General features: G+C 59.8%; 19 protein-coding genes. 12 read left to right on the top strand and 7 right to left on the bottom strand.

Going from position 1 to position 19,415, the window contains the following annotated elements; genetic code table 11:
- Window positions 1–95: 95 nt before the first annotated feature.
- A complete protein-coding gene (locus tag PS14A_RS14575; RefSeq protein ID WP_130910600.1) occupies window positions 96–803 on the top strand; it encodes a response regulator in 708 nt (235 codons plus the stop codon).
- Window positions 804–2,090, top strand: a complete 1,287-nt coding sequence (locus PS14A_RS14570) for an ATP-binding protein (protein WP_130910599.1) — start codon at window positions 804–806, stop codon at window positions 2,088–2,090.
- A gap of 99 nt (window positions 2,091–2,189) precedes the next feature.
- Here PS14A_RS14570 and PS14A_RS14565 read toward each other — a convergent pair whose 3' ends face one another.
- Entirely contained in the window at window positions 2,190–2,678 is a 489-nt protein-coding gene (locus tag PS14A_RS14565; protein WP_212616564.1) for a GFA family protein, read from the bottom strand.
- Between the two features lie 139 nt (window positions 2,679–2,817).
- On the opposite strand from PS14A_RS14565, the gene glsB reads away from it, so the two are divergent.
- Window positions 2,818–3,726 carry a glutaminase B gene (glsB, locus tag PS14A_RS14560; RefSeq protein ID WP_024013269.1) on the top strand — a complete coding sequence of 303 codons (909 nt, stop codon included), beginning with the start codon at window positions 2,818–2,820 and terminating at the stop codon, window positions 3,724–3,726.
- A 183-nt stretch (window positions 3,727–3,909) separates the two neighbouring features.
- On the top strand, window positions 3,910–5,412 hold the full coding sequence (locus PS14A_RS14555) for an aldehyde dehydrogenase family protein (RefSeq protein WP_212616563.1): 1,503 nt from the start codon (window positions 3,910–3,912) through the stop codon (window positions 5,410–5,412).
- 48 nt (window positions 5,413–5,460) lie between these two features.
- Here PS14A_RS14555 and PS14A_RS14550 read toward each other — a convergent pair whose 3' ends face one another.
- A complete protein-coding gene (locus PS14A_RS14550; protein ID WP_137214909.1) occupies window positions 5,461–6,120 on the bottom strand; it encodes a carbonic anhydrase in 660 nt (219 codons plus the stop codon).
- A gap of 58 nt (window positions 6,121–6,178) precedes the next feature.
- Window positions 6,179–6,646: a cyanase gene (cynS, locus tag PS14A_RS14545; protein WP_122751030.1), complete on the bottom strand. Its 468-nt coding sequence runs from the start codon at window positions 6,644–6,646 to the stop codon at window positions 6,179–6,181.
- 122 nt (window positions 6,647–6,768) lie between these two features.
- On the opposite strand from cynS, the gene cynR reads away from it, so the two are divergent.
- On the top strand, window positions 6,769–7,656 hold the full coding sequence (cynR, locus tag PS14A_RS14540; RefSeq protein ID WP_212616562.1) for a transcriptional regulator CynR: 888 nt from the start codon (window positions 6,769–6,771) through the stop codon (window positions 7,654–7,656).
- Window positions 7,657–7,909: 253 nt separating this feature from the next.
- Here cynR and PS14A_RS14535 read toward each other — a convergent pair whose 3' ends face one another.
- Entirely contained in the window at window positions 7,910–8,239 is a 330-nt protein-coding gene (locus tag PS14A_RS14535) for a hypothetical protein (RefSeq protein WP_041480831.1), read from the bottom strand.
- A gap of 542 nt (window positions 8,240–8,781) precedes the next feature.
- Complete coding sequence (locus PS14A_RS14530; RefSeq protein ID WP_212616561.1) at window positions 8,782–10,725, bottom strand: DNA topoisomerase III; 1,944 nt, start codon at window positions 10,723–10,725, stop codon at window positions 8,782–8,784.
- A gap of 192 nt (window positions 10,726–10,917) precedes the next feature.
- Here PS14A_RS14530 and PS14A_RS14525 point away from each other — a divergent pair, with 192 nt between their 5' ends.
- The gene (locus PS14A_RS14525) at window positions 10,918–11,280 is read left to right on the top strand and encodes a DUF427 domain-containing protein (RefSeq protein ID WP_130910035.1); all 363 of its coding nucleotides are present in this window, start codon (window positions 10,918–10,920) and stop codon (window positions 11,278–11,280) included.
- 53 nt (window positions 11,281–11,333) lie between these two features.
- Here the strand turns inward: PS14A_RS14525 and PS14A_RS14520 are convergent, their stop codons facing one another.
- Together PS14A_RS14520 and PS14A_RS14515 are read right to left on the bottom strand one after the other, a co-directional pair.
- Window positions 11,334–12,956 carry an MFS transporter gene (locus PS14A_RS14520; RefSeq protein ID WP_024013261.1) on the bottom strand — a complete coding sequence of 541 codons (1,623 nt, stop codon included), beginning with the start codon at window positions 12,954–12,956 and terminating at the stop codon, window positions 11,334–11,336.
- A gap of 135 nt (window positions 12,957–13,091) precedes the next feature.
- Window positions 13,092–14,753 (bottom strand): GMC family oxidoreductase N-terminal domain-containing protein, encoded by a 1,662-nt coding sequence (locus tag PS14A_RS14515; RefSeq protein WP_212616560.1) that lies wholly within the window; start codon window positions 14,751–14,753, stop codon window positions 13,092–13,094.
- Window positions 14,754–14,886: 133 nt separating this feature from the next.
- On the opposite strand from PS14A_RS14515, the gene PS14A_RS14510 reads away from it, so the two are divergent.
- The 6 genes from PS14A_RS14510 to PS14A_RS14485 all read left to right on the top strand — a co-directional run bounded on the left by PS14A_RS14510 (window position 14,887) and on the right by PS14A_RS14485 (window position 19,271).
- Window positions 14,887–15,771 (top strand): LysR family transcriptional regulator, encoded by an 885-nt coding sequence (locus PS14A_RS14510; RefSeq protein ID WP_122703935.1) that lies wholly within the window; start codon window positions 14,887–14,889, stop codon window positions 15,769–15,771.
- 197 nt (window positions 15,772–15,968) lie between these two features.
- Window positions 15,969–16,316, top strand: coding sequence for a metalloregulator ArsR/SmtB family transcription factor (locus tag PS14A_RS14505; RefSeq protein ID WP_212616577.1), 348 nt, complete (start codon window positions 15,969–15,971; stop codon window positions 16,314–16,316).
- 27 nt (window positions 16,317–16,343) lie between these two features.
- A complete protein-coding gene (locus tag PS14A_RS14500; protein ID WP_212616559.1) occupies window positions 16,344–16,814 on the top strand; it encodes an arsenate reductase ArsC in 471 nt (156 codons plus the stop codon).
- Between the two features lie 9 nt (window positions 16,815–16,823).
- Window positions 16,824–17,522 carry an arsenical resistance protein ArsH gene (arsH, locus tag PS14A_RS14495; protein WP_212616558.1) on the top strand — a complete coding sequence of 233 codons (699 nt, stop codon included), beginning with the start codon at window positions 16,824–16,826 and terminating at the stop codon, window positions 17,520–17,522.
- Window positions 17,523–17,625: 103 nt separating this feature from the next.
- Complete coding sequence (locus PS14A_RS14490) at window positions 17,626–18,369, top strand: hypothetical protein (RefSeq protein WP_212616557.1); 744 nt, start codon at window positions 17,626–17,628, stop codon at window positions 18,367–18,369.
- Window positions 18,370–18,617: 248 nt separating this feature from the next.
- Window positions 18,618–19,271, top strand: coding sequence for a hypothetical protein (locus PS14A_RS14485; RefSeq protein WP_130910157.1), 654 nt, complete (start codon window positions 18,618–18,620; stop codon window positions 19,269–19,271).
- Window positions 19,272–19,415: the final 144 nt, after the last annotated feature.

The raw sequence follows: 19,415 nt of genomic DNA, 5'->3' as shown, positions 1-19,415 counted from the left end.
CCGCGTGGCCGGTTTTTGCTGTCTGGCGTCAGCGCCTGATCAATGATTGCCCGCATAATATCGGCCCTTTCACATTTGGCTTGGCAACGGTCATTATGGATAACCTGGGTTTCGGCAAGGTGCTGCTGGTCGAAGACGATGAGCGTCTCGCCGCGTTGATCGCGCACTTTCTTGAACAACACGGCTACGAGGTACGCACGGTGCATCGGGGGGATCTGGCCGTGGCTGCGTTTCTCGAATTCAAGCCGAAAATGGTCGTGCTCGATCTGATGTTGCCGGGGCAGAGCGGTTTGCAGGTCTGCCGGGAAATTCGCAGTGTCTCGGACACGCCGATCGTGATCCTCACCGCCAAGGAAGACGATCTCGATCACATCCTCGGTCTGGAATCCGGCGCTGACGATTACGTGATCAAACCGATCAAACCGCCGGTGTTGCTCGCGCGGCTGCGGGCGTTGCAACGGCGGCAGACGCCGGACAGCAGCGTGGTCAGTTTTCTCGAGTTCGGGCAATTGAGCATCGACCGCAGTTGCCGGGAAGTGCGCCTGACCGGTGAGCTGATCGAGCTGACCACCATGGAGTTCGAGTTGCTCTGGTTGCTGGCCAGCGCGGCGGGCAAAATCCTTTCTCGCGATGACATTCTCAATCGCATGCGCGGCATTGCCTTCGACGGCCTCAACCGTAGCGTCGACGTGTACATCAGCAAATTGCGCAACAAGCTCAAGGACAATCCCCGCGAGCCGGTGTGCATCAAGACCGTGTGGGGCAAGGGCTATCTGTTCAATCCGTTCGCGTGGGAGCTGTAGATGCTGCGTTTGTTTCTCGGGCTGTTTCTGGTAATGACGGTAGGACTGGTGCTGGCCTTGCAGACGGTCGAGCACACCTTCAACGCCTTGCTCGACAGCCAGACGCAGGATTACAACCGTGAAGCCGTGCGCGGTCAGGCGTGGTCGCTGGTCGATCATCTGCAAGGCCGCCAGGGCGCCGAGCGTGAACAGAAACTCGATTCATTGCGCGCGCACTACGGTCTGTCGCTGAGTCTGGTCGAGGCCGATCAACTCGCCCTGACACCGCAGGAAAAAGCCGAGCTCGCGCGGAACCTGTTGGTGATCCGCGACGATTACACGCAGTTCATTAGCAATATCGATGGTGGCTCGCAACTGCTCAGCATCAAGCTGCCGCCGGAGCCGAGCCTGATGCCGTTCTACATCACTGCGGCGTACATGATGCTCGCGGTGTTGATTGGCATCGTGCTGTTTTTCTGGGTGCGCCCGCACTGGCGCGATCTGGAAAAGCTGCGGCTGGCGGCCGAGCGTTTTGGCGACAATGATCTGTCGGTGCGCATCCAGTTATCGCGGCGCTCAAACATCCGCGATCTGGCCGAGCACTTCAATCTGATGGCGGCGCGCATCGAAGGCTTGATCGCCAACCAGCGCGAACTGACCAACGCGGTGTCTCACGAATTGCGCACACCGATTGCGCGGCTGTCGTTCGAACTTGATCAGCTCAAACAGCTACCGGACGCCAGCGAGAATCGCGAGCTGATCGCCGACATGTATGCCGACCTTGGTGAGCTGGAGGAGATGGTCTCGGAGCTGCTGACCTACGCCAGCCTCGAGCACGGCGCGACAGTGATCAAACGGGAGAATATTCACGCGGCCGACTGGCTAGACAGCGTTGTCGGTAGTGTGGCGCTGGAGGCCGAAGCAGTGGGCGTGCAGTTGTCGATCGCCGGTTGCCAGGTCGACACGGTAAGCATCGAACCGCGCTTCATGGCGCGGGCGGTGATCAACCTTTTGCGCAACGCCATTCGCTATGCCGAGCAGCGCGTTGAGGTGTCGCTGCTGCGCAATGGCGATGACTATGAAGTGCGGGTCAGCGATGACGGCCCGGGTGTGCCGCTGCAAGGGCGGGAGAAAATCTTCGAACCGTTTTCCCGACTGGATGCCAGTCGGGATCGGCGCACCGGGGGTTTCGGACTGGGCCTGGCGCTGGTGCGGCGGGTGTCGCAGTCCCATGGCGGGCAGGTTGAGGTTGGCGAATCGGTGTGGGGCGGGGCGTTGTTCAGGATGACCTGGGCGCATCTGGACTGATTGATATTGCCTGACCCGGCCCCTTCGCGAGCAGGCTCGCTCCCACAGGTGATCGCAATCCAAATGTGAGAGCGAGCCTGCTCGCGAAGGGCGCGGTGTTCAGCGAGTTACACCGAGTCGCTCATGCCACTGGGCAATCGATTCTTCGGGATATACATCAAACTGCTGATCCTTCGGCTTCGCCTCGACCTCAACCCACGGCGCTTTCGAACCAAGCATCAGGTGCGTGTGTTCCGGCGGCACCGGCAGTGGCGTGTCGATCGCCGAGGCGAATGGATGAATCAGCTCTGGCCACTCTGGGCTGAACAGCCACAGGCCGCTGCCGCACAGTGAGCAGAAGTGGCGTTCGGCGCTGCTGCGATGGGCGCGTTTATCGCCGTCAGCTTTCATCTTCGCGTGATAGATGCTGATGTTTTTGCCTCCGCGAACCTTGAGAGTGGTCGCGTCGCCGCCAAGGTTGATCGCATAACCGCCGCCGCCCTGGGTCTTGCGGCAGATCGAGCAATAGCAGCGTTGATAGGGATAAGGATGGGCGCTGTCGAGGCTGAACGTGACTTCGCCGCAATGGCAGGAGCCTTCGAGGTGCATGGTGCTCTCCTGTGTCTGAATGGTCCGCTTCAGCCTAGAACATTCTGCCTGATGCTTGCCGGTGTGATGCGACCGGCGGGCGCAGCGTCTAGCCCCAGTGTCCCCGCGATCCCATGGGGCGAGACTTTCGGAACCCGGCATGCAAGCGCTGTTGAACGAGATCCTTGACGCCGTCCGGCCCCTGATCGGGCAGGGCAAAGTTGCTGACTATATTCCCGCCCTCGGCACGGTGCCGGCCAACCAGTTGGGCATCGCCGTGTACAGTAACGACGGCGAAATGTATTGCGCCGGCGACGCTGAAACGCCGTTCTCGGTGCAGAGTATTTCCAAGGTATTCAGCCTGGTGCAGGCCATCGATCACTCCGGCGAAGCGATCTGGGAACGGCTTGGCCACGAGCCGTCCGGCCAGCCGTTCAATTCGCTGGTGCAACTGGAATTCGAGCGCGGCCGCCCGCGCAATCCGTTCATCAATGCTGGGGCGCTGGTGATCTGCGACATCAACCAGTCGCGATTCGCTGCGCCGACACTGTCGATGCGCGACTTCGTCCGGCGTCTGTCCGGCAATCCGCAAATCATGATCGACGGCAAGGTCGCCGACTCCGAATACCAGCACCGTGCGCGTAATGCGGCGATGGCCTATCTGATGCAGTCGTTCGGCAACTTTCACAACGATGTCGAAGCGGTGCTGCGCAGCTATTTCAGCCACTGCGCGCTGCGGATGAATTGCATCGATCTGGCCCGGGCGTTCTGCTTTCTGGCCAATGACGGGTTCTGCAAGCACAGCGGCGAGCAGATCCTGACGCGCCGCCAGACCCAGCAGGTCAACTCGATCATGGCCACCAGCGGTCTGTATGACGAGGCGGGCAACTTCGCTTATCGCGTCGGCCTGCCGGGCAAGAGCGGGGTCGGCGGCGGCATCGTTGCGGTGGTGCCGGGGCAGTTCAGCGTGTGCGTGTGGTCGCCGGAGTTGAACGCCGCCGGCAACTCGCTGGCGGGGATGGCGGCGCTGGAGCTGCTGAGCTCGCGGATTGGCTGGTCCGTCTTCTAAAGACACACCACGATTTTCCAGTGTGGGAGCGAGCCTGCTCGCGAAGAGGCCGGTACATTCAGCATCGATGTCGTCTGACTGGCCGCTTTCGCGAGCAGGCTCGCTCCCACCGGGTGCAGTGTTGCTTTGCAGGATCGTGTTCTATACATTTTCCGGCCGCCCTCTGCATGGTGAATCCGCTTCATGTCTCTTGCGCTCGAACGTCTAGTCGCTGGCACGCCGATCCCTTTCGCTGGTAACCGCGTCACCGTGGTCAGCCCCGAACTGGCCGCGCGGTTTCAGCCCGGTGACCATCTGCTGGTCGAGCAGGTCAGTGGCGAGTTGTTGCTGATCCCCGTGGCCGATCAACAGGCCGCCTCGGTGGCAATCGAGCGTGCGGCTGCGGCATTCACAGCATTTTCGGCGGTCTCCGATGAAGCCATCAGCCGGTTCTTCGACCTGTTTGCCCAGCGCCTGGAGAGCCCTGAATGCTGGACGCAGATCGAAGCCGCCAACCGCGCCGACATCGAGCGAGCCAAGGCGCGCGGCCGCTCGACCACACGCTTGCTCGCCGATGAGCGCATGCGCCGCGACATGATCGCCGGGCTGCGCGCCTGGCGTGATGCGCCACCGACCCGGGGCAAAGTGATCAGCAGTGTCGAGCACGATGGCTGGAAGGTTGAGCAAGTGGTCTCGCCGCTGGGCATCGTCGCGTTTGTCTTCGAAGGCCGACCCAACGTATTTGCCGACGCCGCCGGGGTGTTGCGCACCGGTAATACGGCTGTGCTGCGCATCGGCAGCGATGCGTTGGGCACTGCGCAAGCCATCGTCACTCACGCCTTGAACCCGGCGCTGGCCGAAGCCGGTTTGCCGGTGGGGGCGGTGTCGTTGGTTGAAAGTGTCAATCATGCTGCCGGTTGGGCGATGTTTGCCGATCGGCGTCTGTCGCTGGCGGTGGCGCGCGGCTCGGGCCGTGCGGTCAGTCAGTTGGGCAGCATTGCTCAGCAGGCCGGCACTGCCGTCAGCCTGCACGGCACCGGCGGTGCGTGGCTGATCGCCGACCGTGACGCCGACGCCACTCGCTTCGCGGCAGTGGTGCGCAACTCGCTGGACCGCAAGGTCTGTAATACCCTGAATGTCTGCCTGATTCAGCGCGAACGCGCCGATGAGCTGGTGCCGCTGTTCCTTGAAGCTTTGAAAGACGCCGGTACTGCGCGCGGCCAAGGCTGCAAATTGCACATCGTCGCGGGCAGTGAAAGTTGCCTGCCAAGCGAATGGCAGAACGCAACAGTCGAGGTTTATCGCGCCGAGGGTTACCAGACCGAAGCGCTGGCCGAGTCTTTGCCCGAGTCGGAGCTGGGCCGCGAGTGGGAATGGGAAGAAACCCCGGAAGTCAGCCTGATGATTGTCGATGATCTGGATCAGGCGATTGCGCTGTTCAACCGTTACAGCCCGCAATTCACCGTGTCGTTGATCAGCGAGGCGGCGGCGGTTCAGGAACGTTTCTACAACGCAGTGAATGCGCCGTTCGTAGGCAACGGCATCACCCGTTGGGTCGATGGCCAGTACGCGTTGAACAAGCCGGAACTGGGCCTTTCGAACTGGGAGAGCGGGCGCCTGTTTGCGCGCAGTGCGATTCTTTCCGGCGATGGCGTGTTTACCGTGCGTAGCCGGATGACTCAGGTTGATCTCACGGTGAAACGCTGATCTGTTGATCGTTCCCACGCAGAGCGTGGGAACGATCACGGTGGGGAGTCAGGCAGCGTGGCTGGCTTGCGCGCTGATCGCGCAGGTCTCAGGTTGCTGCGCCAGCGGCACAAAGGTGCGGCGGTCGGAAGAGAGCGCGTCGATCGAACCGGTCTCGATGTCATACACCCAGCCATGCAGATTCAGCCGCCCTTGCTCCTGGGCCAGGCGCACACTCGGGTGGGTCTGGATATTCGCCAGTTGCGCGATCACATTCTCGCGCACCATCGAACTCAATTTCGCCGCGTCGCTGCCATGCACGCGCGCTTCGTTCATCACCTTCGCCGACTCGGCATGCTGCAGCCAGCCGCTGACGGCGGGCAGGTGATCCATGCATTTGCACTGGGCAATCGCGGTCATTGCGCCGCAATCGGAGTGGCCGCAAATCACGATATCGGTCACTCCCAGCACTGCCACCGCATATTCCACCGTCGCCGAGACCCCGCCCGGATGCGGGCTGTAGGAGGGCACGATATTGCCGGCGTTACGGATCACGAACAGTTCGCCGGGCTCTTGCTGGGTGAGCAGCTCAGGCACTACACGGCTGTCGGAACAGGTGATGAACAGCGTGCCGGGTTGCTGGGTCGTGGCCAGATGTTTGAACAGTTCGCTGCGTTGCGGGAAGGCTTCGTTCTGGAATTTCAGGAAGCCGTCGATCAGGGCTTTCATGGGCGTGTCCTCTTTGCGGAAATCGGATGGCCCGCACGCAGGGTGCGGGCCGGGCGCATCAGAACGGGCGCAGCGGCAGGAACTTGCCGTCGAGGGTCACCACGGCGCGGGAGCCGCCTTCAGGGTCTTCGACTTTCTTGATGTCCAGTTTGAAGTTGATCGCACTGATGATGCCGTCACCGAACTGCTCGTGAACCAGCGCCTTCAGCGTGGTGCCGTAGATCTGGATCATTTCGTAAAAACGGTAGATGGTCGGGTCGGTCGGCACGCCGCTGAGGCTGCCGCGCAAAGGAATGATCTGCAGAGCGGCGACGTCATCGGCGTTGAGGTCAAGCTTGTCGCCGACCACTTGAGCAGCGTTTTCCGGCAGCGGATGCTGGCCGAGCAGGGCGGCGGTGACGTAGGCCAGGCTGAGGCCGGTGCCGTCAGCAAGATCCTGCCACGACAGATCTTTTTTCGCCTTGGCGTCGAGAACGCGGGTGGTCAGGGCCAGACTGTTGTCGTTGTAGGCGTGGGACTGTTGCATGGTGTCACTCCTTTCAGGGGTTGGCTTGCTGTGTGTGGAAGCAATGTTGCGCCGGTCGATTCATAGCGTCCAAGACCGATATACAATACTTCGCATAAGCCCTTCCTATAGATGGTGTCCTCATGCTGTTGCGACATTTGCGTTATCTGCTCGCCGTTGCCGATCACGGCGGGTTCACCCGGGCGGCCGAAGCGCTGCATGTATCGCAGCCGACGTTGTCGCAGCAGATCCGGCAACTGGAAGAAACCCTCGGCGTCAGCCTGTTCGATCGCACCTCACGCACGGTGAAGCCGACGGATGCCGGCGTGGCTTACATCGAGTGCGCGCGGCGCGTGCTGGTGGAGCTGGAGGCCGGGCAGCGCGCCTTGCACGACGTGAAGGACTTGTCGCGCGGCACCCTGCGCCTGGCGATGACGCCGACGTTCATGGCGTATCTGGTCGGGCCACTGGTGCGCGACTACACCGCGCGGTTTCCCGGGATTCATCTGGAGATCTTCGAGTTGTCGATGGACGACATCGAGGCAGGACTGGCGGATGATTCGCTGGATGTCGCGATCGCGTTCACGCCGGTGCGCAATGCCGATATCGAATGCATACCGGCGTTTACCGAGACGCTGGGGATCATGGTCGGGCCTGGGCATCCGCTCTATGACAGCCCTTCGGTGTTGACGTCGACGGAATTGGCTTCAATGGATTTCGCCTTGCTGGCGCCGGGCTTCATCACGCGGTTATCGGTTGATGAGTATTTCCGTGAGCAGGGGATTACGCCGCAGGTGCGGATTGAAGTGAATTCGGTGAGTACGTTGCTGGAAGTGGTGCGGCATGCGCCGCTGGCGACCATGCTGCCCGAGGCGATTGCCAGCGAAGACCGCGCATTGCGCCGCTTGCGGGTCGAAGGGGAGGCGCCACAGCGTGGCGCGGCGTTGTTGCGGCGCAGGAATAATTATCACAGTGCGGCGGCGTTGGCGTTTGTGGAGCTGGTGCTCGGCATGAAAAGCCCCTCACCCTAACCCTCTCCCAGCGGGAGAGGGGGCTGACCGAGGTGTTTGGTCAAGTTACTCCGACCTGAACGAGCTTCGTTGACTCATAATCGCCACGGTCATTCAGGTCTACGGTTGAGCTGAGGCAACTCGGTCGGCTCCCTCTCCCTCGGGAGAGGGCTGGGGTGAGGGGCGACGGGGGCACTCACGCCGCAAAACTCAAAAGAACAACAAAGGGCCTGCTCCCAATCGGAAGCAGGCCCTTAGTCAAATAATCTACTACTCAATACAACCGATCAATCACCCGAACTTCGTTCTGATTCTGCATCGAATCCCACGCCTGTTTCAGCGTCTGCAGCACACTGCCAATGAAGTCCTTGTCGGCCGCAGCCTTCTTGCCGACATAACCGTGGCCGCGGCGGTACATCTTCAGGCGGGCCAGCAGGTTCTGGTGGTTGCGGTCGAATTCCTCTTCGCCAGCGTGGGGCGACAGGCAGTCGATGTGCACCTGGCCCGACTTGCTGATCCAGAGAATATGGCTGTCGTGGCTGTCTTTCTGCGCCGCGAACATACGAGCCAGTTCTTCGATAGTGGGTTGATTGTTCAGATTCATTGTTATGCCCCTTGACCAGTCTGGTGATCTTTCAAAGTTGATTCGCTAATACAGGTAGCCCATCGGTTAGTTGATCCCTGGCACCGAAACCAGGACGTCAGCGCTCGCCCGTATGAAGTACGGGGTCATGCATCTGTTGCATGTAGTCGTGTTGAATAACTGCTACGCAATAGCGTCACAACGAGGAGAAGCAGCGAAAACCGGGAGGCTCCTTGACGACAATCCAGTGTCGGCCACAAGCGTCTTGAGAATTTTCGCCAGCGCTTCTCGTCCTTGTACTGGACGTTCAGGCCAGGTCAGCTTCTTCAATCTGCCTTGTGGGCAGCGTGTATCCGGAAAAAACAACTCGGCGGTCAGACGAGTTTGCTCAAGCGTGTTACCAGTGCTCCCGATCGGGGAACGTCTTCATCATGCAAAAGCAAAACGATGCCGTCAACGGTTTTGTAGTGATTATTTTCAAGCACTACATATTGTCGGACAAAGCTGTTTTGGAATGAGAAAAGATCCGTTTCAGCAACGTCGAGAAGGGAGCCTCGAGGAATTCAGCGAGTCGTCGGACGCGCCGTGCGTTTGCGCGTACCGGCGGTTTTGCTGGCCGTCGACTTGCGCTTTTTCTTCCACGGCGCTGCGGCTTTGCCGGCTGGCGGCGGGCCACTGATGGTCAGGCTGATGGCTGAGCAGCGGCTGACCTGCTTGCTCATCCACGCAGCCTGTTTGGTGACAAATTCTTCCAGACTCATCTCGCCGCTTTGCACCATGTCCAGCGCCTGTTCCCAGATCGCCGTAGTGCCAGGATCGGCGATCGCGCGCGGCACTGCATCGATCAGGCTGAACGCCGCAGGTGTCGCCGCCAGTGCCTTGCCGTTCTTCACCAGATAACCGCGATCAAGCAAGCCCTGGATGATCGACGCGCGGGTGGCTTCGGTGCCGATGCCGGTGGTGTCTTTGAGTTTCTGTTTCAGCAGCGGATCCTCGACCAATTTGGCAACGTTCTTCATCGCCTTGATCAGATCGCCTTCGGTGTAGGGTTTTGGTGGCTGCGTCCAAAGATTCTTGAGATTCACTTTCGCCACAGCGCATTCGACGCCCTGGCTCAGGGCCGGCAAGGTTTGCGGTGCTGGTGCTTCGCGGCCCTTGGCCGGCGCCAGTGCTTCGGGCAATGCGCGCTTCCAGCCTGGTTCGATGATCTGCTTGCCCACCGCGCGCAACGCCTGCCCGTTGCAATCGAAATCGGCCTGGGTGCGATCGTATTCGTGATTGGGCAGAAACTGCGCCAGATAGCGCGCGCGAACCAGCGTGTACACCGCGCGATGCTTGCCGGTCAGGCGTTCAAGGTTCTTCGCGGCGATGGTGGGAATAATGCCGTGGTGAGCGCTGACCTTGGCGTCATTCCAGGCCCGCGAGCGCCGCTGCGGTTCGAGATGCCTCTGCAAAGGTTCAAGGCTCGGATCGGCCTGGCGCAACGCTGTGAGGATCGATGGCGCCTCACTGTGCTGGCTCAACGGCAGAAAGCCGCAATCACTGCGCGGATAGGTGATGACTTTGTAGGTTTCGTAAAGGGCCTGTGCGATGTCGAGGGTCTCCTGGGCGCCAAGGCCAAGCTTTTTCGAGCAGACTTCCTGCAAGGTGCCGAGATCGAAGGGCAGGGGCGCCACTTCGCGCATGCGCTCGGTTTTCAGCTTGATCACCCGTGCGCTGTCTGCACTGCTGATCGCCGCTGCCGCTTGCTGCGCCAACGCCTGATTCAGGCAGCGATCCTGATCATCACAAGCGTCTGATGGTGCGCGCCACTGTGTGGTAAACGTCGTGCCGTTGTGCAGCAAATCCACGTCGATTGCCCAGAACGGTACGGGGACGAAATCGGCGATGCTGCGGTCGCGGTCGACCACCAGTCGCAGGGTCGGCGTCTGCACTCGGCCCACAGGCAGCACGCCCTGATAACCCGACTGCCGGCCCAGCAAGGTGAACAGTCGACTCATGTTCATGCCGATCAGCCAGTCCGCGCGTGAACGGCCCAGTGCCGAGTGATACAGGCTGAATGTTTCGGCTCCCGGTTTCAGCGCGGCCAAGGCCTTGCGAATCGATGCCTCGTCCAGCGCCGACAGCCACAAGCGGCGGATCGGCCCGCGATAGCGGCAGTGCTCGACCAGTTCCCGGGCGATCATCTCGCCCTCACGGTCGGCGTCGGTGGCGATGATCAGTTCGCTGGCCTCGCCAAGCAGACGCTTCACCGCTTTGTACTGGCTGGCGGTGCGCGGCTTGACGGTCATTTTCCATTTGTCGGGAATGATCGGCAGATCCGCCAGCACCCAGCGCTTGTAGCGCGCGTCGTAGGCATCCGGCGGTGCTGTTTCGAGCAAATGGCCGATGCACCAGGTCACTGTGACGTCCGTCCCCAACCAGCAGCCGTCGCCGCGACGCCTGGCGCCGAGCACGGCCGCAATGTCTTTGGCCTGGGAAGGTTTTTCACAGAGGTACAGCCGCATAGCTACCATCGCTGGTTGGTTTGTGGGAGCGCACAGGATGGCTGGAGTCTGCGGCGCGAGCAACTTTTATCTGTATGGATATACAGATAAAACCATTGCCAAAGGTTTTCGCCGTTCGGCTGCAATCTCAACCAGACCCGAGCCCATCAGCTATACCTGAACCGGTCTCTTCGCTGTGCTCAGGAGAACCTCATGAAAAGCCCCAGTCCCGTGATCAGCCTGGAACAACTTGCCGGCTGCCTGCTGGTGAAGTTCCACGGCATCCAGGTCGCCGCGTCCTCTCACGCGATGATCCTCAACGAAGCCAACTATCCGCCGGTGTACTACATCCCGCGCGAAGACATCGACGAAAAATACTTCGCCCGCACCGACCACACCAGCTATTGCCCGTACAAGGGCGACGCCAACTATTTCAGCCTGCAAGTGCCCGGACATGAGGGTGCCAACGCGGTGTGGACGTACGAAAACCCGAAGGTCTCCGTCGCACCGATCCGCGACTACGTGGCCTTTTATCCGGACCAGGTGAAATTCGAAGTGATCAAGGCGCACGCCTGAAGCAAAAAAATGGCGAGAGAATCGCTTCCCTCGCCATTGTGTCAGCGGGTTTTTCAGTTCTTGTCGAGATCGATATTCTTCGTCTCACGCAGACAGATCATCCCCACCACCAGGCTCACCCCGGTGATCAGCACCGGATACCACAGCCCGTAGAAAATATCCCCGGTGTACACCACCAGCGCAAACGACACGGTGGGCAGGAATCCGCCAAACCAGCCGTTGCCGATGTGATAGGGCAGCGACATCGAGGTGTAGCGAATGCGGGTCGGGAACAGTTCCACCATCAGCGCCGCCAGCGGCCCGTAGCACATGGCCGAGATGATGATCAGCGCGACGATCAGGGCGACGATCATCGGTTTGTTGATCTGCTGCATATCGGCTTGTTGCGGGTAGCCGGCGAGGGTAATCGCGCCGCGCAGTGCCGCCTCATCGAAGCCATCCAGCTTCACGTCGCCGACACTCACTTGCACGGCGCTGCCCGCAGGCGCTGCGACGCTGGAGTAGGGCAGGCCTTGTTTGACCAGGAAGGTTTTGACCTTGTCGCACGGACTGTCGAATTTCGCCTTGCCCACCGGATCGAACTGGAAGGTGCAAGTGGCGGGGTCGGCGAGGACGGTGATCGGTGCCTGACGGCTGGCCTGATCGATCGCCGGGTTGGCGTAGTGGGCCAAGGACTTGAAGATCGGAAAGTACAGCGCGGTCGCCAGCAACAGACCGAGCATCAGTACCGGTTTACGCCCGACCTTGTCCGACAGCCAGCCGAAAAAGATAAAGAACGGCGCGCCGATCACCACGCTGATGATCAGCAGACTGTTGGCCACCGCCGGGTCCATTTTCAGGAACTGGGTGAGGAAGAACAGCACATAGAACTGCGCGGCGTAGAAGGTCACCGCTTGCCCGGCATTGATGCTGAACAGCGCAATCAGCACGACTTTGAGGTTTTCCCATTTGCCGAAGGATTCGCGGATCGGCGCCTTCGAGGTTTTGCCTTCTTCCTTCATTTTCAGGTAGGCCGGCGACTCGTGCAGGCTCAGGCGAATCCAGGTGGAAATGCCCAACAGCACGATCGACAGCAGGAACGGAATGCGCCAGCCCCAGACTTCAAACTGGTCGCCGGTGAAGTAGCGGCAGCCGAGCACCACCAGCAGCGACAACAGCAGGCCGAGGGTCGCGGTGGATTGAATCCAGCTGGTGTGGAAGCCGCGTTTGCCGATAGGCGCATGTTCGGCCACGTAGGTCGCCGCACCACCGTATTCGCCCCCAAGCGCCAGGCCCTGAAGCATGCGCAGCACCACCAGAATGATCGGCGCGGCGATGCCGATGCTGGCGTAGGTCGGCAGCAGGCCGACGCAGAACGTCGCCACGCCCATCAGAATGATCGTCGCCAGGAACGTGTACTTGCGCCCGATCATGTCGCCCAAACGGCCGAACACCAGCGCGCCGAATGGCCGCACGATGAAGCCGGCGGCGAATGCCATCAGGGCGAAGATGAACGCCGTGGTGTCGTTGACCCCGGCGAAAAACTGCTTGCTGATCACCGCCGCGAGAGCGCCGTAGAGGAAGAAGTCATACCACTCGAACACTGTCCCGAGTGATGAGGCGAAGATGACTTTCTGCGTTGCGTTGCTGGTCTCGGCGCTGCCCGCAGCGTCCAGCGGCTGAACGTGTTCTGACATATCGGTATCCCTCACAGTGATTGTTTTTGTTGTTCCACTGGTGTTGCGTGTCCGGTAATGCGCGATGCCTGAGTCTGGTGATGATGATTCCTGTGGGAGCGAGCCTGCTCGCGAAAGCTTTTTGCCAGTCAACTCCTAGGCTGAGTGAGCTACCGCATTCGCGAGCAGGCTCGCTCCCACATTTGTACTGTGTACAGGTCCAGCCAGTATCAGTTGTGCCGCTTTCTCGGCAATCATCAGCGTAGGCGAACAGGTATTGCCCGAGGTAATTCTCGGCATGATCGACGCATCGGCGACGCGCAGACCCGGCACGCCATGCACGCGCAATTGCGCATCGACCACTGCGTCACCGTCGTTGCCCATGCGACAGGTGCCGACCGGATGGAAAATCGTCGTGCCGATTTTCGCCGCCGCTTCATGCAATTGTTCTTCGCTTTGCAGGCTGTCGCCGGGCAAGTATTCGACCGGTTTGAACGCTTGCAGGGCAGGGGCGCTGACGATGCGCCGGGTCAGGCGAATTGCATCGGCGGCGACGCGCAGATCTTCTGGATGGCTGAGGTAATTGGGCTGGATCAGCGGCGCCGCTTGCGGATCGGCGGAGCGGATCTCGATGCGCCCACGGCTCTGCGGGCGCAAGTCGCACACCGAGGCGGTGAACGCCGGGAAGCTGTGCAACGGCTCGCCAAAGCGCTCCAGCGACAGCGGTTGCACGTGATATTGCAGGTTCGCCGAGGTTTGCTCGGGACCGGAGCGGGCAAACGCGCCCAACTGACTCGGCGCCATCGACAACGGCCCGCTGCGGTCGTACAGATAACGCAGGCCCATGCCCATCTTGCCCCACACGCTGCCGGCGATCTGGTTCAGGGTGCGGGCGTTTTCCAGCTTGTAGATCAGGCGCAGTTGCAGGTGATCCTGCAGGTTGCCGCCGACGCCCGGCAGCTCATGAATCACGCCTATCCCTAAGCGTTCGAGCAGCGGCCGCGGACCGATCCCGGAGCGCTGCAGAATGCTCGGCGAGCCGACTGAGCCGGCGCACAGGACAATCTCCTTGCGCGCCTTGAACTGTCTGGTCTGGCCTTCATGCTGCGCGCTGACTTTCGCCGCGCGGCCATCCTCCAGCAACACACGATCAACCTCGACGCCGGTCAGCACGGTCAGGTTCGCCCGGCTGCGCAGCGGTTTCAAAAAGGCCTTGGCCGCGTTCCAGCGCACCCCGGCTTTCTGGTTGACCTGAAAGTAGCCGCAGCCCTCGTTGTCGCCCTGGTTGAAGTCATTGATGCTGGCGATGCCGCTTTGCTCGGCAGCGATGCGAAAGGCATCCAGAATCGGCCACGACAGGCGCTGCTGCTCGACCCGCCATTCACCCTGATCGCCATGAAATTCAGCGCCGCCGGCAAAGTGGTTTTCGCTCTGTTTGAACAGCGGCAGCACGTCTTTCCAGGCCCAGCCCGGATTGCCCACCGCCGCCCAGCCGTCATAGTCGCCGGCCTGGCCGCGCATGTAGATCATGCCGTTGATCGATGAACAGCCGCCCAGCACCTTGCCCCGCGGATAGCTCAGCGCGCGACCGTCGAGGCCAGGTTGTTCTTCGGTTTTGAAGCACCAATCAGTGCGCGGGTTACCGATGCAGAACAGGTAACCCACAGGAATGTGAATCCAGGCGTAGTTGTCGCGTCCGCCGGCTTCGAGCAGCAACACCCGTTGCTGTGGATCCGCTGAGAGCCGGTTGGCCAGCAAGCAACCGGCGGGGCCGGCGCCGACCACGATGTAGTCGAATTCATCCAGGGACGTCTGCATGCCCTGACCTCGCTTTTTGTTTTTATTGTCGGACACTCTAGTTGTTAGCTTTCGTTAAAAGAATGTTAGTTTTTGCGCAGCCGCTGTGCGTTTTCAAACAGCCCGAAGTGACGATAGCTGACAAGGACCTGCCATGTTCGACTGGAACGACCTGCGCTTTTTTCTCGAGCTGCAACGCAGCGGCCGCCTGCTCACCGCCGCGCGCCGGCTCAATACAACCCACGCGACAGTGGCGCGGCATATTGAATCGATCGAAAAAAGTCTCGGCACTGCGCTGTTCGTCCAGCACGCCCAGGGCTATGAAATGACCCCGGCGGGGGAGGCACTGCTCAAGCACGCCGAAGCGATGGAAAACGTCGCGTTGCTGGCGCAGGAAGAAATCACCCAGTCCACCGCGCCGCTGGGCAAGATCCGCGTCGGCGTCACCGAAGGCCTCGGCATCAAGTTCCTCGCCAGCCGCATGATCGGTCTGTTCGAGCGCTACCCCGGGCTGGAGGTGGAACTGGTCGCCGTGCCGCGCTTCGTCAGCATCCTCAACCGCGAAGCGGAAATCAGCATCCACCTCGAACGCCCATCCGCCGACATGCTGGTCACGCGCAAACTCACCGACTATCGACTCGCGCTGTACGCCAGCCAAACCTACCTCGACAAAGCGCCGCCGCTGCACAGCCGCGAAGACCTGGGCCGACATGCCTGGATCGGTTATGTCGACGATCTGCTGTTCAGTCAGGAACTGATGTTCCTCAACAGCTTCTGTCGCAGCCCGCGTGTGGTGTTTCACAGCACCAGCGTCATCGCCCAGCAGGAAGCCGCTCGATCAGGATTGGGCATCGCTGTGCTGCCGTGTTACATGGCCGCGTCCGACCCGAATCTGGTGGCGCTGTTGCCGGATGAAAGCATCGAGCGCAGCTACTGGATCAGCACACGGCGGGAGCTGCACAAATCGGTGCGGCTGCGGGTGGTCTGGGATTATGTGGTGGGGTTGTGTGAGGCAGAGCAGGGTCTATTGCGCGGCTAACCTGATGCATTCCGTCCCCCCTGTGGGAGCGAGCCTGCTCGCGAAGGCAATCTTTCAGCAACATCGATGCTGACTGACACACCCCTTTCGCGAGCAGGCTCGCTCCCACAGGGGTATTCATCCTGGCTGCTTTCGCGGGTTGATAAATATATGGATATCCGTATATTCGTTTTCCCGCATATGGCGAGCCGATCACCATAATCACCCCCACCGAAGTCTTCAAAAGCCTCGCCGACGAAACCCGCGTCCGCGCCATCTTGCTCATCGCTGGGCAAGGTGAGCTCTGCGTCTGCGAGCTGATGTGTGCGCTCGATGACGGCCAGCCGAAAATCAGCCGCCATCTCGCGCAGCTGCGCAGTAATGGTTTGCTGCTCGACCGCCGTCAGGGCCAGTGGGTGTATTACCGCCTGAACCCGGAGCTGCCGGCATGGATCGGCGAAATCCTTCAGGTGACCGCGAAGGCCAATGCCGATTGGCTCAAGGACAACGCCGCGCGCCTGCAAAACATGGATGGCCGTCCCGTGCGCGAACGCGCCTGCTGCTGAATCTTCCACTTTCTACGGAGCGCATCGATGCGAGTCCTGTTCATGTGCACGGCCAACAGCTGCCGCAGCATTCTTTCCGAAGCCATGTTCAATCACCTGGCTCCCGCTGGTTTCCAAGCGGTGAGTGCCGGCAGTTTTCCCAAAGGCCAGGTTCTGCCGCGCAGCCTGTCGACGTTGCAAAAGCACGGCATCGCCATCGACGGGTTGCACAGCAAAGGCAACGATGCCTTCGCAAACAACCCGCCGGATATCGTCATCACTGTCTGCGACAAAGCCGCCGGGGAAACCTGTCCGGTGTATTTCGGCCCGGCACTGAAAACGCATTGGGGACTGGGAGATCCGTCCGAAGTGCAGGGCGACGAAGCGGCAATCGACGCGGCATTCCAAGCCACTTTGATGCGCATCGGTGAACGCTGCCAAGCCTTCCTCGATCTGCCGTTTCACTCGCTCAGTCGCGAGCAACTGAAAGCCGAACTCGATCGCATCGGCACGCTGTAAGGAGGCTAAATGACAAATCATTTGCCCAACCTCGACGCAAGTCTGATCGACGCTGTTAAGCCATCGAATGTCGGCGAACACAAACCGCGCATCCTTCTTCTCTACGGCTCGACCCGCGAGCGCTCGTTCAGCCGCTTGCTGGTCGAGGAGGCCGCACGCCTGCTTGAACACTTCGGCGCCGAAACGCGCATCTTCAATCCGTCCGGCCTGCCACTGCCCGATGACGTTCCCGTCGACCATCCCAAGGTCCAGGAACTGCGCGATCTGGTGCTGTGGTCGGAAGGCCAGGTCTGGTGCTCGCCAGAACGCCACGGCGCGATGTCCGCCGTGTTCAAGGCGCAGATCGACTGGATCCCGCTGGAACTCGGCGCTGTGCGCCCGACCCAAGGCAAAACCCTGGCGGTGATGCAAGTCTGCGGCGGCTCGCAGTCGTTCAACGTGGTCAACCAACTACGCGTCCTCGGCCGCTGGATGCGCATGTTCACCATCCCCAATCAGTCCTCTGTACCCAAGGCCTACATGGAGTTCGATGAAGAAGGGCGGATGAAACCCTCGCCGTTTTACGATCGGGTGGTGGATGTGATCGAGGAGTTGGTGAAGTTCACCGTGCTGCTGCGGGGGCAGCAGGCGCATCTGGTCGATCGTTATTCCGAGCGCAAGGAGAGTGCTGAACAGTTGATGGCGCGGGTTAACCAGCGTTCGATTTGAGTGGCGCTTTTGCAGCATGAATGAGCCGGCTGCAAATGCTGGCCGATTCACCTAGGATACCGGTCATCACCATGTGACGGGTAAACTCAAGGAAGTGTTGGTCATGAAATTCAAGGAATGGGCGGAATTGACGGCGCTGTACAAACGCAGCCGCAAACAGCCGAACAAGTTGCTGTTTACATGGAAAAATGCTCGCCGTTTATGGCCAATGTGGACGGCCGCCGCTTCAACGCTGCCCCTTGTTGTTTTGTCGGCCTTCGGTATCAAGTACCCGATCCTCGTCCCGATCTCCTATGCCTTGCTTGCGGTGTGGGCAGGCGGATTGTTCTTCACTCGACTTCACGCTATTCGCACGGTTTATCCCACGCAGTTCGCGGAACATGCCATCGACCAGCAACCCTGGGGCGAACAAGAGAACATTCTTTGTTATGCGTTCTTTTTGCAGATTGTGAAGGAGGAAGGCTACACGTCCGCCAAACTGCGGGAGCTGTCGGCGTATTCAGACCTGACCGTCGCGCCAGTCAAACCTGCCCTATCACAAAATCTGGGCTTCGTTTCCCTCTTCGGACTGATGATCGGGCTGTCCACTGAGCTGATCAAAGCGACGAAGTTCTTTTTGGGTCCAAAGGGCGCGCTCGTCCTCATGCCCGTTGCGGGGGCATTGTTCATCTACTGGCTGGTCTGGGACGGCATTCAAAGCACGCCCTATCAAAGACTGCGGATAAAACGCTATGTTGATCTGGCCGCCTATGATCTGGAGGAACGGGTTCAGGATGTTCGAGAATTGAATCCCGTGGAGTCTTCGCCGGTTTTGTCGATGAGCAAGCAAACGGAGCCAACAGCATGAGCGGAGACAAAAAAAAGGCTCGGCCTCCTGCTTTCTACCGCGCTGAGCACAACGCCTCAAATGATTCATCAACATAGCGAACAATAATCGCAACCTTCGCTCTCGTCGGGGTAGGCATTCTTCCAGGTGACATACATATATACCGCACACGATAGCTTCACTTTGTCGAACATCGCTCTATGAACGTTTGATCACAGAGCCGCACTCTCATTTCAGATAACTGAGTCGGCAATTTTCGGAGCGATACAATGACAAACTTGCACAACAACACTTCTGACAGCATCGAAACATTAGAGCTGGATGTCATGGCAGCCTGCATTAATTTCCATCCATCCCCAGCCGAAGAAACCGTAGTTAGTCTGCAAGGCAAGGGTGGTGGTCATTATCTGATTCATCTCTTGGCAGGGGCAACAATTCACATCAAGACATCGGTCTTTCAAAATGAGACGGGAAGGAAGCGTAAATCGAACTGGGAGTTCGATGCGACTGCACTGGGCAGCATCGAAGTAAAGCTGGAAGAAAACAAGCTGAAAATTGGCACGTGCACGGTACATCTGCCTGATTCCGAAAGTCCGGATGAAGCTGTCGGTCAAGTGCGTGTCATCACTGAGAAAGGCGTGGTCAATGCTGTGGATCTGGCCTTCCAGACCATTTATTTCGATGGCGTCGATGGACGGTTTTTTGAAGCGCCCGATGATGCAGCCAATACGTTGGCTGCCGCACTGGTTAAATTTACCTTTTTGGACGTCGACGTTCGACACATCGGTTTGGACGGAAGGAATGAAGCGGTCAAATATAGCTTCAAGGACCGTACTTGGTTGGTGGGGGACGAGGTTGTTGATTACACGCAACTTAGAGTTTCTGATCGTTGCCACCATCAAGTGACTGAAGTATCCGTTTGACATCCGACGGTCAGCAGCTCAATCAGTAAAGTCGCGGTTGAGGATGCACGATAAGCATTCAGCTGAAGTCGTGCCTGGCGTGGATTCCATGTCAGGTACTTACTCATCGAAACACCTGAGGCTGAAAGCCTTCGGGGCACTAAG

This window comes from Pseudomonas sp. 14A, assembly GCF_018132745.1.
In the GTDB taxonomy this organism is placed as follows: Bacteria; Pseudomonadota; Gammaproteobacteria; order Pseudomonadales; family Pseudomonadaceae; genus Aquipseudomonas; species Aquipseudomonas mercuritolerans.
The sequence above is the reverse complement of the archived record's forward strand: the minus strand, read 5'-3'. Positions and strand labels throughout refer to the sequence as shown.